We start from the raw sequence: 16,471 nt of genomic DNA on the forward strand, positions 1-16,471 counted from the left end.
TCTGGAACGAGGCTCAATCCGCCTTTAACATCCCAAAACTCACAATTCTCGACCGCCCCAGCTCTTTGGCCCGGTAGAGCGCTGCATCGGCCGCGCGCAGCAGGCTGTCGCTTTGCGTATGCTGGGGGTAGCTGGCGATGCCGATGGAGACATCGATCTGGCCAATCTCAGCGAGGCCGTAGCGTAGGGTTAGCAGGTGCACGCTGTTATAGATATCGTTCGCGCAGACCATCGCGGTCTGTTCATCGGTTCCACCCAGCAGCACCAGGAACTCTTCGCCGCCATAGCGGAAGGCCATGCCGATATCGCGCACCGCGCGTTGAATAATCGCGGCGACGCTTTTGATCACCAGGTCGCCCGCCTCGTGACCGTAACTATCATTAATCGCCTTAAAGTGATCGATATCGATCATCAGGCAGCTCAGCGGCGTGCCGTTGCGAACCGCCAGATTCATTTGGGTATGCAGAGCGTCATCCAGGTGGTGGCGGTTACGCAGGCCGGTTAATGAATCAAACAGCGCCTTTTCCAGCAGCGCGTTGCGCAAACGCTGATTCGCCAGCGCCAGACCCAGCGCTTCAGCCATCAGTTCAAGATAGGCGCGGGAAGGGGCGGTCGCGGAAGTAACGTTGCTGAAGGAGAGCAGGCCAATCGCTTCTCCCTGCGCAATCAACGGCACGCATAGCGACTGATTAGCCTGCGATTCCGACAGGTGATAACAGGCGATATCCGGCTCACCGTTGACCGGCGGATGGCTCAGCCCGCGCCGCACGGCCCAGCAGTTATCCGGATGAAAGACGTCCGCTTCAAGCGGCGGAGAAAGCCACTGCGCCACGCAGCGCATCTGCCAGGGATCGGTATCAAGAATATACAGTCGCCCCGGGATCGCCGGGGCGATATTCGGCGCGAAAAGTTCGGCAACCTTGATCACGTCCTCGAAGGATTCGCAGCCCTGTAAACGCTGGGTCATCCGCGCCAGCAGCTCGCGGACCGCCCAATCGGCGTCGCGCTCTTGTTCCAGCCGCTGGCGCGCCAGCCCGTTCTCGCGAAAGATGCGAATGGCCTGGGCCATATCGCCAATTTCATCAATCTGGGTAAACTGCGGCGTTTCAACCGCGTAATCCTGCGAGGCCAGCCGCTGCACGACATCGCTCAGACGGACGACGGGATACAGCACCCGCCGCTTAAGAATAAAGCCCAGCACAAACAGGAACATCAGCGCCGTGAGCCCAACCATGACCTCAGAGAGCGTACGCCAGATCCGCGATTTCTCCGTCGCCTCGGCAATGGTTTTATTCACCCGGCCTTCGAGCATCAGGCGAAAGTGGTCAAGCTGCGTCTGGACCCGCTCGAGCTCCTGCTCATAGGCGGTGCCGTAAAGCAGGTTGACCGCCTCTTTTTCCTCGCCCCTGGCAACCTGCGCCAGCGCCGTCCGCTGCTCGTCCTGGAGTTCATCGGCCATCTGTAACCCCTCGCGCAGCAGCGCCAGCTCTTCAGCGGTTGCGCCATTGTCTTTCAGCTTTACTAGCCGGCGTTCAATGGCGGTGATGGCCTGAGTTTGCTGCCGGTACTCCTGCAGCACATCCTGATTTTTTTTGATGATGTAAAGTCGCGCGAGATCGGAAAGCTCCCAGGCGCCGCTTTCCACTTCTTCGCTTAGCTGGTCGAACACCTGGCGTTGTTCGACGGCGCGGCGTTCGGCATTATCCGCACTTGAAGCCATCAGCATTGCGATGCCTGAGGCGAGGGTCAGGGCGACGGTGATCCCGTAGGCCCAGTTGGTCATGGTGGCGATTCTCACCGAATATTCCTTGCGTGCAGATGAATTATTTTGTTTTTATCGTTGCGCACCGGCTTCACCAGAAAAAACCGGTGATTAAGGGGGCAGCGTGTGAGTAATAATAGCGTGCAGCGCTTCGGCATGCTGATGCAAAATGCGATACACATCTTTATCCAACGCGCCATTTATAACATCACTCTCTATCAGCTGTAACGCTTGCTGACGGCGCATTCCTGGGCGATAGGGGCGGTCTTCGGTCAGCGCGGTGAATATATCCGCGATGGCGATAATCCGATCCGGTAGTTGCAGGTAATCCTCATTGAGATGAAGCGGATAACCGCTGCCATCCAGTTTTTCATGATGGTTTGCGGCCCAGTTAATTATCTCGCCGAGTTCGCTGAAGGTGCTAAGAATTTCGCCGGTCATATAGCTATGCTCGCGAACCTGAAGCAACTCTTCGTCGTTCAGCTCACCCTGTTTCTCGAGGATTGCCAGCGGAATATACACTTTGCCGATATCGTGCAAATAACCGGCAATCTCAATCTTCCTGCACTCCAGATCCGGCAGACTCATATAAGCGGCGAGGGCGCGCGAAATTTGACCAACCTTCAGACTGTGGCTGGCGGTAAAGCTGCTGTAGGTATCGACAATTTTGGCAATAAGTAGACAGATATCTTTCAGACCGTCGATATCGATATACACATCGTTGATGGGGCCGATGATTTCCAGCATTCGCTGAATATGTCCGGGATTAAGATGCAGCCAAAAATGCTCTTTTTCTGCGAGCTGGCACAAGGTCTGACACAGCGGCGGGTCGATCGCCTGGTAAAGCGCGCGGAAGTTATCAATACTCATATCGGTTTGATAGGTGGTTGCGCTCTTATCACCAGGGAGCTGGCGTTCAAAAACGTCGGCAAAATAGACAATATGCTGTTCGAGGCTGCCTCTGTGGTTTGGGCTAAAATGGTGATCGCGGATAATCGGCAGGATGGGGGCCAGGGTGGCTAACCCGGCCAGCATTTCGGCTCCCCGGTGCTGATGTGGATCATTGAGGTTATCGATGGCGTTCAGCGACGAAAACGCCCTTTTATCGCCCAGCACGCCAATGTCGTGCAGCAGCGCGGCGCAAAAGATAGTTTGCTGCTGCCGGCGCGATAGGCCCGATGCCTGCGCAAGCTCCAGCGCAATCAGCGCCGTGCGTTGCATATGCAGGTGTAATTCGGGATTAATTACTTGTATGACGCGGGAGGTAAGCATCAATGCTGATTTTAAGGCGATACGCATCGTTTTCTCCATCGCATTACCCGCATCGTGTTGGTCTATTTCGTTGATAGCGATGCCGACACGACAAAATAGATTGAATAAGTTGATTCTGATTTCGCTTTTATGTCATGCCCGTTTTTAGCGCGTTCCTGCACCAAAGTAGCGCTCAGAACGAAGTAAAAATCCTTTTTTGTCTGATAGTTAATCACTTTTAACAGGTAAAATATATTAAATCCTGGCAAGCCGTTTGCATTCTCTCTGCGCGAATATATTTAATATCTATTTTGGGATGAGTCATGATGAATTTTAGAGCATTACTGGCAATTACGTTACTGACGATAAGCGCTTTTGCATTTAGTGATACGCGTCTGCCGCATATCGTTATCCTGGCGACCGGAGGAACGATTGCCGGTTCGGCAGCCAGCAATACCCAGACTACCGGGTACAAAGCCGGCGCGATTGGCGTCCAGACGCTGATTAATGCCGTGCCTGAGATGAGCAAAGTCGCCCGCGTTGACGGCGAACAGGTTGCCAATATCGGCAGCGAAAATATGACCAGCGACATTATTCTCAAGCTGTCAAAACGCGTCAATGAGCTGCTGGCCCGCGATGATGTCGACGGCGTGGTGATTACCCACGGCACCGATACTCTGGACGAGACGCCTTACTTCCTCAACCTGACGGTAAAAAGCAATAAACCGGTAGTCTTCACGGCGGCGATGCGTCCGGCCACGGCCATCAGCGCCGACGGCCCGATGAACCTGCTGGAAGCGGTGACCGTGGCGGCCGATCCGCAAGCGAAAGGCCGCGGCGTGATGGTGGTCCTCAATGATCGCATTGGCGCCGCGCGTTTCGTTACGAAGACCAATGCCACAACGCTGGATACCTTCAAGGCGCCGGAAGAGGGCTATCTGGGCGTTATCGTGAGCGGCAAACCGCAGTTCGAAACGCGCGTGGATAAAATTCATACCGTGCGCTCGGTTTTTGACGTCCGCCAGCTTAACGCGCTACCGAAGGTAGTCATTATTTATGGCTATCAGGATGACCCTGAATATATGTATGACGCGGCGATCGCGCACCATGTAGACGGCATTATCTATGCGGGCACCGGCGCGGGATCGGTCTCCGTACGCAGCGCGGCGGGGATCGAAAAAGCGGAAAAAGCCGGTATCGTGGTGGTTCGCGCCTCGCGCACCGGTAGCGGCGTCGTGCCGGTTGATGATGGCCAGCCGGGGCTGGTATCCGATTCGCTCAACCCGGCAAAAGCGCGCATCCTGCTGATGACGGCGCTGACGCAAACGAAAAATCCGCAGGTGATCCAGCAGTACTTCCACACCTACTGATTAACTTCGGGTAGGGCGCAGGGCGCCTTACCCGGGTTATTTCACCACGCACATCGGGCGCTGCGACACCGGCTCCGGGTGAATTTCCGCTTCCAGGTGAAAGATCTCCCGCAGCATCTCCGGCGTCAGCACCGTTTCCGCTGAACCTTGAGCCCGCACCTGCCCCCCTTCAAGCACCACCAGATGATCGCAGTAGCGGCTGGCCTGGTTGAGATCGTGCAGCACGGTAACCACGGTTTTTCCCATCCGCTGCAGCTCGCGCATCAGCGTCATCAGTTCCACCTGATGATTAATATCCAGCCAGGTCGTTGGCTCATCGAGCAGCACCAGCGGCGTATCCTGCGCCAGCAGCAGCGCCAGAAAAGCCCGCTGCCGCTGGCCGCCGGAAAGGGCGGTCAGCGGCTGTTCCGCCAGCGCAGCGATGCCGGTGCGCTGTAGCGCGCTGTCGACCAGCTGTCGATCGTGCTCTGTAAGCCGACCCCATAGCGGTAGCCACGGACTGCGGCCATAGCCGACCAGCTCGCGTACGCTGACGCCTTCCGGAACGTGATGCTGCTGCGGCAACAGCGCCAGTCGGCGCGCCAGCTGACGCACGGAGAGGCGCGTTAAGGCGACATCACCGAGCCAGATCTCGCCGGCGAGCGGCGTTAGCAGGCGGGAGAAACACTTCAGCAGCGTTGATTTACCGCAGCCGTTTGGCCCCAGCAGCGCGGTGATTTTGCCGCCGGGCAGCGTCAGGTCGAGATGATTGATAACGTGTTTGCCGCCATAGCCGGCGGTGAGCTTTTGGGTTCGCAGTTCCATTTAACGCATTCTCACAAGCAGCCAGATAAACCAGGGCGCGCCGATAATCGCCGTCAATACGCCTGCCGGCAGCTCAAGCGGCGGATGCAGCGTTCGCGCCAGCAGATCGGCGAGTAGCAGAACCAGCCCGCCCGTCAGCGCGGACAGGGGCAATAAATAGCGGTGGCGACCGCCGAACAGGCGACGCACAAGATGCGGCACCACGAGGCTGATAAAGGCGATGGGGCCGCAAACCGCCACGCCGATCGACGCGAGGGCGACCGCCAGCGTCAACGCGTAGCCGTTAAGCCGGCGCACGTTGACGCCGAGGGTTCCCGCGCGGTCGCGGCCTAACGCCAGTAGGTCAAGATCGCGGCTGAGGGCGAAGCTTAAGGGCAGCAAAATCGCCAGCAGGGGCAGGGCGATAACGACGAATGAACCGTCCCTGGCCCACAGGCTGCCGGTCAGCCACAGCAGCGCATTGTTGATCTCCTGCGGCCGGGAAAGTAAGAGGTAATCGGTCACGCTGGCCCAGCAGGCCGACAGCGCGATGCCGGTGAGTGCCAGGCGCATTGGACGGGAAAACCCGGCAAGCGCGATCGCGATCGTCATCGCTGCCATCCCGCCGATAAAGGCCAGCAGCGGCAACCACGGCAGGGGCAGGGACGGCAAAAACCACAATGCGGCCACCGAGGCCAGGCTCGCCCCGTGGTTAATTCCCAGAATGTCCGGCGAGGCCAGCGGATTATGCACCACACCCTGAACCAGCGCCCCGGAAACGGCCAGCGCGGCGCCAATAATCAGCGCCAGCACGACGCGCGGCAGGCGATATTGCATAAGGACATAGTGATACTCGCTGTCCGCATGCCATCCGCCGAGCAGCACTTGCCACGGCAGCGGGATCGCGCCCATCCGCAGCGAGAAGAGGGTTAACAGCGTCAGCGCGAGCAGTAAAAAAACGATGCGTCGTCTCATCCCCGCCTCCTGACCAGCCAGACAAAACAAGGCGCCCCGACCAGCGCCAGCACCGCGCCCGCCGGCAGTTCACCTGGCCAGGCCAGCGCTCTGGCGAGAATATCGGCCAGCAGCATAAGCAGGGCGCCCAACACCGCGCTCATGGGTAGAAGAAAACGATGATCGTGACCTGCGCAAAAGCGCGCCAGATGCGGAACCAGCAGGCCAATAAAGGCCACCGGCCCGGCGACGCTGACGCTGGCGCCGGTAAGCAGCAACACGGCCGCGTTGATAAGCAGGCGCAGGCGCGGCAAATTCACTCCCAGCGAATGGGCCGCGGTATCGCCGACGTTGAGCAGATTAAGCGCGTTGGCCAGCAGGAATACGCCGGGAGCAATGAGCGCGAAAAAAGGGAAAAGCTGCCAGAACTCGGCCCAGCGCACGTGAGAAACGCCGCCCGCAAGCCAGGTCAGAATGCCCCAGGCGCGATCTTCCGCCAGCAGCAGGGTCATTCTGCTCAGAGCCATGCATAGCGCCGAAAGAGCAATACCGGCGAGGATCAGCCGATGGCGATCCAGCTGCTGGCGCCAGCCGCCGCCGGCGGTCATCACCAGCAACCAGCTTAGTCCGCCGCCGCAGGCGGCTATCAACGCCAGCGAAAAGCCTGCCAGCGGCGCCGGACTGAAGGCGCTGGTCAGCGCTATCGCCAGCGCCGCGCCGCTATTAATGCCCAGCAGCGAAGGCGACGCCAGCGGGTTATGGGTGAGCGTTTGCAATAAGGCCCCGGACATTGCCAGCGAGGCGCCGAGCATTATCGCTACCAGGCTGCGGGGCAGGCGCAGGTTAAGCACCAGCGCCTCCGCAAGCGCAGGCGTATCTGGCGCCAGCAGGGCGTGAAGCGCGTTTAACGGCGAAATCGGGATCGGCGAATAGCAGAACAGGCTCAACCAGAACAGGCCGGTGAGCGCCAGCAGCGGCAATCCCCAGATAAAGCGCGCGCGATGGAAGAGTTTCATGGCGCGATATCGACGGCCTGGTGGTGGACGATTTTCACCATATCGCTGGCGATACGCTCGGCGGCAACGATCCCGCGCATCCGCGCCCAGCTGTCGCTATCGACGGCGGCGACCTGCTGTTTTTGCTCGGCCTGCAGAATTGGCCACAGCGCGTCCTGCTGCCATTTTGTGACGATGCTTTCAGCGCGGTAGTGGGCGACCAGCAGCCATTGCGGATTTAGCGCCAGCAGCTGTTCGAGATTTATCGCCGCCATCGGCGCGCCGCCGTTCGGCAGCGGAACCTTCAGGCCAAGGGCCGCCAGCACGCTGCCGGTATAGGTTTGCGATGAATGAAGATTAAACTGCTGTTCGCGCGAGGTGCCAAACAGCACGCTGGCGCCAGCCGGCAGCTGACGGGAAAACGCCGCCATTTTTTGCCGGTGCTGCGCCAGACGCCGCTGCATCTCCTCGTCCTGACCCACGACTTTGCCGATAATCGCCGCGGACTGCAGGTTCTCTTCCCAGGTTTCATTGCGCGATTTCAATAGCAGTACCGGGGCAATCTGCCGCAGGGCGGCGTAGATCCCGGCATGGCGGCTGCTATCGGCAACGATCAGGTCGGGATGCAGCGCGCTAATTGCTTCCAGCGAAGGCTGAGCGCGGGTGCCCACCGACTGCCAGGGCTTCAGGCGCGCGCGTACGTCCGACAGAATACGCGACGGATCGTTGTCATCGGCCACGCCAATCGGGCTGACGTTGACCGCCGCCAGCGCGTCGACGAAGGAGAGCTCAAGCACGACGATGCGCTGCGGCGTTTTATCAAGCGTAAAGCGACCGTGCTCATCCTGCACGGTGACGGCGAATACCGGGCCTGCCAGAAACAGCAGGCTGAAAATACACAGGCGAACAAGGCTAAACATAATCAACTCCCGTTTTCCGGACAGGGCGCTAATACCGCTGTCCGGCAATCCATTCTCATCAGAACTTCATCGACCCTTGCAGGTACAGCGTGCGCGGCTGGCCGGCGTAAAGCCCTTTGTTGTTATCGTCGTATGAGCGGGTGTAGTACTCATGATCGAAGATGTTTTTCACCCCCAGCGCGAGATTGAGATTGGCCATCTGCGGGCCAAAGTCGTAGGCCACCCGAGCGCCCCACAGCATATAGCCGGGAATACGGCCGGTGCTGCCATCGGCGCTTTCGGCAACGGTATTGGCGTTATCGGCAAACTGGCTGGACTGGAAGTCGCTGTTGAGGTTAAACGTCCAGCTGCCGGGCTTGTAATCGACGCCAAAGCTGCCTTTGTGTTTCGGCGAGAAGGGAACCTGATTGCCGTAGGTATCGCCCTTTTCGCGGATTTCAGCGTTGACGTACGCATAGCTGGCGTAGAGCGAGAGATTATCAAGGGCGGGTGAAAGCTCGCCGAGAGAGTAACGGGTTTGCGCTTCCAGGCCGCTATGACGCGTTTTACCCCGGGCGGTCACCGTGTCATTGGTCTGGTTGGAGTCGTACTGATTATTGAAGTTGATCAGGAACAGCCCCATTTCGGCGGTCAGCGCCCCGTCGTCGTAGCGGGTGCCGACTTCCCAGGTGCGCGCTTTTTCCGGTTCCACATTGCCGCTTTGCACAGCCTTGCCAATCTGGCTGTACTGTACGGTGCCGAATGAACCTTCTGTATTGGCATAAAGATTCCAGCTGTCGGTGAGGTGATAGAGAACGTTCAGCGCCGGGAGCGGGGCGTTATAGCTGACCCGTTCGCGGGTGCCCAGCAGAGCGTTGTCCTGATAAGACGCAATGTGCTCGAAGCGCATCCCTGGCGTAATCGTCCAGTTGCCGATATCCACACGATCGTCGATATACCAGGCGTGCGCTTCGGTGCCGGAGCGGGTATCGCGATCGTACGGGCTGGCGGAGCTGGGCAGCTCGCCGCTGGTGGTAGCGGTGTAGTAACGCATTTCGTGGGTCGATTCGTTGACGTAGCGATAGCCGACGCCGACTTCGTGGGCGGATGGGCCGATCATAAAGCTTTGGCTGTAGCGCGGTTCGATGCCGCGGACCCAGTATTCGCGCGGGGAGAGGGTAATGCGCTTGCCCTGTTCCAGGTAGCCGCTGCGCAGGGTGTGCGTATAGAACCCCTGAATATTAAACTTATGCTGCGCATCCGGCTGAAACTGGTAGCCGAGGCTGGCGAGCTGACGACGCCCCCAGAAGCGGTCGTAAGGTCGGGTCGACTGCCAGCGGTCGGCGTTATAGTCGGCGCGAGAGAGGCCGCCGGGCATATCGGCTTCGCCGTCGTAGTATTGCAGCAGGCTGTTAAAAGTATGCACTTCGTTGGGCGCGTATTTGCTTTTCAGCATCACATCATCAATCCGCGTCGCGCTGCGTTCGCGCCAGTCGCTGCCGCGGGTGCCAGAATAGAGCAGAGCGGAGCCGAAACCGTTTTCCGCCGTGCCGCCGATCGCGAAGTTATGCGTCTCTTTCGGGTTGTTTTGCGACGAGGTGGGGCTGAGCTGTCCTTCAACGCTGCCCTCAATGCCAAAATTCTCGGGGATTGCGCGGGTGACGAAGTTCACCACGCCGCCGACGCTCTGCGGCCCGTAGCGCACCGCGCCGCCGCCGCGCACGACATCGATGGCGTCCATATTGCCGAGCGAGACCGGCGCCAAAGAAAGCTGCGGCTGGCCGTAGGGGGCGAAGGGAACCGGAATACCGTCCATCAGCACCGTGGAACGGCTGGCAAGGCGCGGATTGAGGCCGCGAATACCAAAGTTCATCGCCAGATCGTGACTGCCGGTACCGGTATTTTCCGGCGCGTTAACGCCGGGGATCCGGTTCAGCACTTCGCGCATCGTGGCGGCGCCGGTTTTGCCGAAATCCCCCCGACGGATAACGTCGCGGGCGCCGGCGTGTTCAAAGACATCGTTTTCGCGCGCGTCGCCGAGCCAGTCCCCGACGACGGTGAGGGTGGATTCTGAACTAACGGGCGCGGGCTCCAGGGTCCAGACATTCTTGCCCAGCGGCTTTAGCCGTAATCCGCTGCCGTTCAGCAACGTATGCAGGCCCTCTTCGGTTTCAAAGCTGCCGTGCAGGCCCGGGCTATGCTTGCCGCGCGTCAGGCTGGCGTCGGCAGAGAGCGTGATACCGCTGCGGGCGGCGTACTGGTTTAGTACGGTATCTAAATCTCCGGCGGCAATATCAAACTGCGCGGCGGCAAATGCCGGCGCGGCAGCCAGCGCCGCGAACGGCAGCAGGCTTAAACGGATGGCCATCACCAGAGGCATCGGTTTGCGTAAAACGCGTACGGGCGTCATGTTTTCTCCACGATCGTTTTTGGTTGTATTCACCTAATAAGTCGAACGAGCAGGGGAAAAGGGACAAAGGAGAATGAGAATTTTTTCGTTTTTTTCTCAGGCCGCGGCGAGCGTGACCCAGTAGCGGGTGACAAACCGCAATTTAATCGGCAGCGTTTGCGCGATGACCTGCAGGATGGCGTCCGGATCGCGCAGCGGAAAGGTGCCGCTCAGGCGTAAATCAGCCACGGCGGGATCGCAGCGCAGCACTCCGGTGCGATAGCGGGCGAGGGTGGCGACTACCTCGCTCAGCGCGGTATCGCGAAAGGTCAGCACGCCTCGGGTCCAGCTATCCTCGCCGCCGTTGAGCTTCACCAGAGCGGCGAAACGATCGCGGGTAAACCACAGGCTTTCCCCGGCGTTAACGATTTGGGCGCCGCCGGACGGTAAAACGGCTTCTACGGCATGCTGCTGTACCGCCAGCCGGGTGCCGCCGGCAAACTGACGGACGGTGAATTCGGTGCCGAGCGCGGTGAGGGTGCCTTCGCGGGTTTGCACCCGGAATGGCCGCCGCCGGCTGTCTTGAGCGGTGGTGATGGCGATTTCGCCATAGCGTAAATGCACCATCCGCTGCCGGGCGTCAAAACGGACATCGGCGGCACTTTCGCTATTCAGGGTTAACAGCGTACCGTCGGCAAGCCGCTGCTGGCGCGGCATACCCTTCGCCGTTCGGTAGTCGGCGCGCAGCCCCTCCGCCAGCTCGGACTCCCAGAGCCGCCAGCCGCCGCCGGCGACCAGTAAAAGCAGCAGCCCTTTCAGCACGTGACGACGCGCCAGGCGGCTATCGTGAAGGGCGCGGCTGGCCAGCCCGCCCGGCAACTGCCCCATCTGCTGGCGCAGGTTTTCTACCTGCTGCCACGCCCACTGATTTTCGTTGTTTTGTTCATACCACTGCTGCCAGCGGGCCTCCTGCTGCGGGCTCACGCGCCCGTCGCTGAGGACCGCGTACCAGTGCGAAGCGGAACGCAGCGCCTGACGACGGGAGTCGCTTAGCATTGGTTTCACAGGCCATTCTCCAGACGAAACAGCAGGCAGTGCTCGGTGGCTTTCGCGATATATTTCTTAACCGAACTGACGGAAACCGCCAGGCGGCTGGCGATGTCGGCGTAGGTCAATCCTTCAAGCTGCGAGAGTAAAAAGGCCTCCCGGGCTTTGACGTTAAGCCCGTCCAGCATGGCGTCAATCTGCTGTAACAATTCAAGCTGGCTTTGTCGCTGTTCCGGGGAAGGGGAGAGTTCTTCCGGTAGCTGAGAGAGCATCTCGAGCCATGCGCGCTCCAGCGCATTTCGGCGGAACAGATCGATCATCACCCGATTGGCAATTGTGCAAAGAAAAGATTTTGGGTCGCGAATGGTCGACAGCGACCCGCCGGCCATAATTCGGACAAAGGTATCCTGCGCTACGTCGTCGGCGTCATAAACGGATTGCAGCTTATGGGTAAGCCATTTTTTCAGCCAGCCGTGATGGTCGCTATACAGCGAGGCAAGCGTCAGCGGAGAGGCGATGGCGGAAGAAGGGGACATAGCCAGGTTCAGAAAAGTTGATCAATACGGCATATATTAATATGAGAATGGTTATCATTTCAATTGAAGCGCGATCGTCACGGCGCGATACCGCACAATAGTAACGATAAGTTATTGTTAAATATTGAATAGATTTTTATGCCGATCGCGGAATTGGCTTCAAATCAGCTGAATGCACACAGGCGCTTAAAATTGTCTGCAACGGGCGGGGTGTTGAAGAGCGAGAAACGTCCGGGATTTGTAAGTATGATGCGCTTTTTTCCACGCCAGAAAAGGCACCTTAACTTTATTGCCTGCTGTTCTGTTAAAGTAACGGAGGTAAAAAGTCTGAAATAACCTGCGGCAATATCGATAATTGTCGATAAATATTAATTATTGTCAGGAAACTAAAATAAGCTGATTCTTATTTTAGGCTTTACTCCTGGATTCCTTTTAAATATTTCTCTTTTATGTCAGTGAGGCTTATAGAACATAAAGGAATAGCGTATCGGCAAACGTTGTTAAATGGATAACGGAGAGGAAAGCCTACCCCGATCTCGCCGGGTCCCAGGTGCCGCGCGGTACGGTTTCAGCGGCGCTTAGCGGGGCTGAAGCCGCCGCGTTCTGGTCTGCTGGCACGCCGCTTCATGTTGAATGATTAGCGTGTTAATCATTCTTGTGATGGATATTTGTTGACTATTCTTCATTTTTTATTTTACATTTTGTTACAAGTGTGCTGGTATTGTGTTTTTTGCTACTGGGCTCTTTTTTTACTTGCCGGAGTGAATTTACCAGGATTATTATTGTCTGAACTGCTACACGTACCGCCTAATGACAGATGAAGGGACTCGTTTTTTCCTTAAGCGTTACCTCGTGTTCTAATGTTTACAGGAAAAAACATGTCTTACGCTTTTAATAAAAAACTGCTTCATCCCCGTAATTGGGGGACCTGGTTTGGCCTGGGCGTGCTCTGGCTTATCGTCCAGCTCCCTTATCCCGTATTGCATCTTATCGGTACCAGCGCCGGTCGCGCATCCCGGCGCTTCCTTAAGCGTCGTGAGCATATCGCCAGACGTAATCTCGAACTTTGCTTCCCCACGATGTCGCCCGCGGCGCGCGAAAAGCTTATTGAGCAGAACTTCATGTCACTAGGGATGGGCCTGATCGAAACGGGCATGGCATGGTTCTGGAGCGATGAACGCGTCAAGAAATGGTTTGACGTCGAAGGCATGGTTAATCTCAACAATGCCCTGAGCGAACAAAAAGGCGTGATGGTTGTCGGCGTCCACTTTATGTCTCTTGAGCTGGGCGGCCGTACGATGGGGCTGTGTCGTCCGATGATGGCGACCTACCGTCCGCACAATAGCCCGTTAATGGAGTGGGTGCAGACGCGCGGTCGTTTGCGCTCGAACAAGGCGATGATCGACCGTCGTAATTTATCCGGTCTGGTGCATGCCCTAAAGTCGGGTGAAGCGGTGTGGTTTGCGCCGGATCAGGACTACGGTCCGAAGGGGAGCGTATTTGCCCCGTTCTTCTCGGTACAGCAGGCCGCAACGACCAACGGCACCTACGTGCTCTCTCGTTTATCGGGCGCGAAAATGCTCACCATCAGCATGGTGCGTAAAGCGGATCGCCGGGGTTATAGCCTGCACATCAGCGACGTAATGAGCGACTATCCTGGCGAAGATAAACAGGATGCGGCAAGCTATATTAATAAGGTTATTGAGAAAGAAATCCTGCGCGCGCCGGAGCAGTATCTATGGGTTCACCGCCGCTTTAAAACCCGTCCGCTGGGTGAAACTTCGCTCTATTAAGGCATCCGCACTCGCGGCGCTTTCAAAATGGTCCCGGTTGCGTTAACGTGCGCGGGATCATATTTTGTTGTAAGCGAAGGAGTGCGTTGTGTTCGCTGAGTTTGGTGTACTGAATTACCTGACCTACCTGGTTGGGGCTATCTTTATCATCCTGGTTCCCGGCCCGAATACCTTTTTTGTCCTCAAGACCGGCGTCGCCCACGGCGTCAGGAAAGGGTATCTGGCGGCCGCTGGCGTATTTATCGGTGATGCGGTGCTGATGTTCCTGGCTTTTGCCGGGGTTGCGACGCTTATCAAGACCACGCCGGTACTGTTCAATATCGTTCGATACCTGGGGGCGATTTATCTGCTGTGGATGGGCGGTAAGATGCTCTACGCGGTGTTAACCCAGCGTGACGGTCATTCGTCTGCTGATTCCGAGCCGGGGAGCGCGATTCTTAAACGTTCGCTGACCCTCAGCCTGACGAATCCAAAGGCCATTCTTTTTTATGTCTCATTCTTCGTGCAGTTTATTGACGTCAGCGCCAAAACGCCCGGGCTGGCGTTCTTTATCCTGGCGTTGACCCTGGAGATTATTAGCTTCATCTATATGAGCTTTCTGATCCTCTCCGGCTCGTTCGTTACGCGTTACGTGAAGACGAAAAAGAAACTGGCGAAAATCGGCAACAGTCTGATAGGCCTTGTATTTGTTGGTTTTGCCGCCCGTCTGGCGACGCTGCAGTCGTAATCGTTGCGGCCGGGACGTGCGACCGGCCCGATAGCGATTGGCTCTTTCTTGTAACAAAACTCCTTCAATTTTGATTGCATTGGTGTTACATATACAGCCGATTATCGTTCAGAAAAAAGGGAACCCGGATGATTCTGCAGAAACTCACCAGCAATAAAAATAGCAAGAAGTTCTTTTTGTCGATAGCGGCGATATTCGCCATCGCGCTTATCGTGGTTGGGCGTGCGACCTTCGGCGGCGTGGTGAGCGAATACAATATGCCTTACTCAGAGTGGACGACGTCAATGTTCTTCCTGCAGGGGGCGATGGTGACGGTTTATAGCATTGTGTTTACGCTGCTGTTCTCTATCCCGCTGGGTTTCCTCTTTTTAGGTTCCGACCGTCGGGACTGATCCCATGCAATAAGGCGAACCGAAGTTCGCCTTATGATGTTGTCCGCTTTATCGCCAGTCTCTGTCGTCATGATGATGATGGTGGCGATGGTGGTGATAGCCTGGGTCGACAATACATCCCGATAACAGCGTGCAAAGCGCGAGAATCAACGGCAACACGATCGGTTTTTTCATTTCTCACTTCTCCAGTTAAATCCGTCCGCAGAAACGGCCATGCGGTATCGGCTGATGATGTGAGTGTATTCTTTTAAGTTATTGAGTAGATGAGATAATTCTGCAATCTTTGCCGAAGAGCGGCGCGAATATTCCTGGATTTACCACCAACCCAATTGCGTCCCCGCCAGGGCGACGATGGCGACAATAAGCATAATAATGGTGCTTTTTTTCATTACGCTCCGCCTGGCGCCGCATAGCCGCCGACAAAAAACCAGCCCAGAAAAACAACGGCGACGATGAAAATAGCCACCGGAAATAGAATACCCAGCCTCATTATTGAGCCCCTGTAAGTGCAAGTCGTGGCGAATATCATACGGGATTTCACCGTAGATTAGTCAATATGAAAAAATCTTCCCTGACGACGAGACTGCTTATCCAGATACATCGCGTCGTCGGCGGCGCGTAGCGCCTGTTCTACGTCAATCTGCTGCGGGTCGGCCTCAATAACGCCAAAGCTGGCCCCCGGGTAGTTAATCCGGTGCTCGCCAAGGAAATAGATCCCCGTCAGCGCTTGACGTAACGCGGCGATATACTCCTGCTGGTCGGCTAATTCGGGGCCCGGTCCGACAATTAAAAATTCATCGCCGCCGAGACGGCCGACAATATCACCGCCGCGTACGTGAGCCGCCAGACGTTCGCCAACCTGAATCAGAAAGTTATCGCCGCACGGATGGCCGAATCGATCATTTATTGCTTTAAAATCGTCGAGATCGATAAAAATCAGCAGCATGCTGCGCCGCTGCTCGCGGGCCCGCGGAAACTGCGCGGCAAGATACTTAAACAGCGAGCGGCGATTCGGTAAACCGGTAAGCTCATCAGTGTATGAGTGCATTTCAAGCGCGACGTTGGCCGAGCGAAGCTGCTGCACTAGCGTCTCTTTTTCAACGTAGTGGGCGATGAGGTTCGCGAACAAATTCATGACCTGCTCACCCTCAAGGTTATAGGGTTGTCTTACCCGGCTGGTGGCGCACAGCGTGCCGAATAATGAGCCGTCGGTCAGGCGCACAGGAATGCTAAAAAAGGTGGCGATGCCCAAATCCTGCGCGGCGATACACGAACGCCAGCGTTCGGCGACATCGTTACTGAAAAGGCAACGCTCGTCGAGCGCACGTTTACATAGCGAGTCGTTCCATGGGACGGAGAACCCTTCTGGGATCTGCATTTCGCTGCTGTTATGCGCATACATAATCAGCTGTCGCTGCGCGTCGAAGTCAATACGCGTCAGGTAGGTGGATTCCATTCGGGTAACAAGCTCCAGCATCTCAAGCAGCTGTCGCACCAATGCTTCGAGGGAGTGTTCATTGGCTAGCGTTTGCGTCACGCGCGCGAGAATAAAATCGGACATGAGGAATACGGC

Annotated in this window: 17 protein-coding genes; 4 read left to right on the forward strand and 13 right to left on the reverse strand. The window is 57.1% G+C overall.

The genetic code is table 11. The features are described 5' to 3' along the window. Positions 1–13: 13 nt before the first annotated feature. Both KOSB73_RS13735 and KOSB73_RS13740 read right to left on the reverse strand, forming a co-directional pair. On the reverse strand, positions 14–1,798 hold the full coding sequence (locus KOSB73_RS13735; RefSeq protein WP_049130901.1) for a sensor domain-containing diguanylate cyclase: 1,785 nt from the start codon (positions 1,796–1,798) through the stop codon (positions 14–16). 75 nt (positions 1,799–1,873) lie between these two features. Next, positions 1,874–3,061 carry an HD-GYP domain-containing protein gene (locus KOSB73_RS13740; RefSeq protein WP_024359519.1) on the reverse strand — a complete coding sequence of 396 codons (1,188 nt, stop codon included), beginning with the start codon at positions 3,059–3,061 and terminating at the stop codon, positions 1,874–1,876. A gap of 278 nt (positions 3,062–3,339) precedes the next feature. On the opposite strand from KOSB73_RS13740, the gene fraE reads away from it, so the two are divergent. Continuing rightward, a complete protein-coding gene (fraE, locus tag KOSB73_RS13745; protein WP_004138332.1) occupies positions 3,340–4,383 on the forward strand; it encodes a fructose-asparagine asparaginase in 1,044 nt (347 codons plus the stop codon). A gap of 36 nt (positions 4,384–4,419) precedes the next feature. Here the strand turns inward: fraE and fecE are convergent, their stop codons facing one another. The 7 genes from fecE to fecI form a co-directional block, all read right to left on the reverse strand. Continuing rightward, on the reverse strand, positions 4,420–5,187 hold the full coding sequence (fecE, locus tag KOSB73_RS13750; protein ID WP_049130898.1) for a Fe(3+) dicitrate ABC transporter ATP-binding protein FecE: 768 nt from the start codon (positions 5,185–5,187) through the stop codon (positions 4,420–4,422). Next, positions 5,188–6,141, reverse strand: coding sequence for a Fe(3+) dicitrate ABC transporter permease subunit FecD (gene fecD / locus KOSB73_RS13755; protein ID WP_098140588.1), 954 nt, complete (start codon positions 6,139–6,141; stop codon positions 5,188–5,190). It abuts the gene before it with no gap. Next, positions 6,138–7,136: an iron-dicitrate ABC transporter permease FecC gene (gene fecC, locus KOSB73_RS13760; protein WP_024359515.1), complete on the reverse strand. Its 999-nt coding sequence runs from the start codon at positions 7,134–7,136 to the stop codon at positions 6,138–6,140. The genes fecD and fecC overlap by 4 nt, the downstream gene beginning before the upstream one ends. Continuing rightward, positions 7,133–8,035 (reverse strand): Fe(3+) dicitrate ABC transporter substrate-binding protein FecB, encoded by a 903-nt coding sequence (locus tag KOSB73_RS13765; protein ID WP_098140589.1) that lies wholly within the window; start codon positions 8,033–8,035, stop codon positions 7,133–7,135. The genes fecC and KOSB73_RS13765 overlap by 4 nt, the downstream gene beginning before the upstream one ends. Before the next feature lie 58 nt (positions 8,036–8,093). Continuing rightward, positions 8,094–10,424: a TonB-dependent Fe(3+) dicitrate receptor FecA gene (fecA, locus tag KOSB73_RS13770; RefSeq protein WP_098140590.1), complete on the reverse strand. Its 2,331-nt coding sequence runs from the start codon at positions 10,422–10,424 to the stop codon at positions 8,094–8,096. Positions 10,425–10,520: 96 nt separating this feature from the next. After that, entirely contained in the window at positions 10,521–11,468 is a 948-nt protein-coding gene (fecR, locus tag KOSB73_RS13775; RefSeq protein WP_064342473.1) for a ferric citrate uptake sigma factor regulator FecR, read from the reverse strand. After that, positions 11,465–11,986 carry a ferric citrate uptake sigma factor FecI gene (gene fecI, locus KOSB73_RS13780; RefSeq protein ID WP_024359511.1) on the reverse strand — a complete coding sequence of 174 codons (522 nt, stop codon included), beginning with the start codon at positions 11,984–11,986 and terminating at the stop codon, positions 11,465–11,467. Before fecI ends, fecR begins: the two co-directional genes overlap by 4 nt. Before the next feature lie 878 nt (positions 11,987–12,864). Here fecI and lpxP point away from each other — a divergent pair. The 3 genes from lpxP to KOSB73_RS13800 all read left to right on the forward strand — a co-directional run bounded on the left by lpxP (position 12,865) and on the right by KOSB73_RS13800 (position 14,898). Continuing rightward, the gene (gene lpxP / locus KOSB73_RS13790) at positions 12,865–13,779 is read left to right on the forward strand and encodes a kdo(2)-lipid IV(A) palmitoleoyltransferase (RefSeq protein ID WP_004138325.1); all 915 of its coding nucleotides are present in this window, start codon (positions 12,865–12,867) and stop codon (positions 13,777–13,779) included. Positions 13,780–13,867: 88 nt separating this feature from the next. Then, positions 13,868–14,506, forward strand: coding sequence for a leucine efflux protein LeuE (gene leuE, locus KOSB73_RS13795; protein WP_049085394.1), 639 nt, complete (start codon positions 13,868–13,870; stop codon positions 14,504–14,506). A 128-nt stretch (positions 14,507–14,634) separates the two neighbouring features. Next, entirely contained in the window at positions 14,635–14,898 is a 264-nt protein-coding gene (locus tag KOSB73_RS13800; protein ID WP_004131510.1) for a DUF2534 family protein, read from the forward strand. Positions 14,899–14,946: 48 nt separating this feature from the next. On the opposite strand, the gene KOSB73_RS13805 is transcribed toward KOSB73_RS13800, so the two are convergent. The 4 genes from KOSB73_RS13805 to KOSB73_RS13815 all read right to left on the reverse strand — a co-directional run bounded on the left by KOSB73_RS13805 (position 14,947) and on the right by KOSB73_RS13815 (position 16,459). Further along, the gene (locus KOSB73_RS13805) at positions 14,947–15,072 is read right to left on the reverse strand and encodes a hypothetical protein (RefSeq protein ID WP_004138323.1); all 126 of its coding nucleotides are present in this window, start codon (positions 15,070–15,072) and stop codon (positions 14,947–14,949) included. 140 nt (positions 15,073–15,212) lie between these two features. After that, complete coding sequence (gene yoaJ / locus KOSB73_RS31500) at positions 15,213–15,287, reverse strand: protein YoaJ (RefSeq protein WP_049250439.1); 75 nt, start codon at positions 15,285–15,287, stop codon at positions 15,213–15,215. After that, positions 15,287–15,388 carry a YoaK family small membrane protein gene (locus tag KOSB73_RS13810; protein WP_004101234.1) on the reverse strand — a complete coding sequence of 34 codons (102 nt, stop codon included), beginning with the start codon at positions 15,386–15,388 and terminating at the stop codon, positions 15,287–15,289. Before KOSB73_RS13810 ends, yoaJ begins: the two co-directional genes overlap by 1 nt. Before the next feature lie 57 nt (positions 15,389–15,445). Then, the gene (locus KOSB73_RS13815) at positions 15,446–16,459 is read right to left on the reverse strand and encodes a GGDEF domain-containing protein (protein WP_098140591.1); all 1,014 of its coding nucleotides are present in this window, start codon (positions 16,457–16,459) and stop codon (positions 15,446–15,448) included. Positions 16,460–16,471 lie beyond the last annotated feature (12 nt).

The organism is Klebsiella grimontii, assembly GCF_900200035.1.
Lineage (GTDB): Bacteria > Pseudomonadota > Gammaproteobacteria > Enterobacterales > Enterobacteriaceae > Klebsiella > Klebsiella grimontii.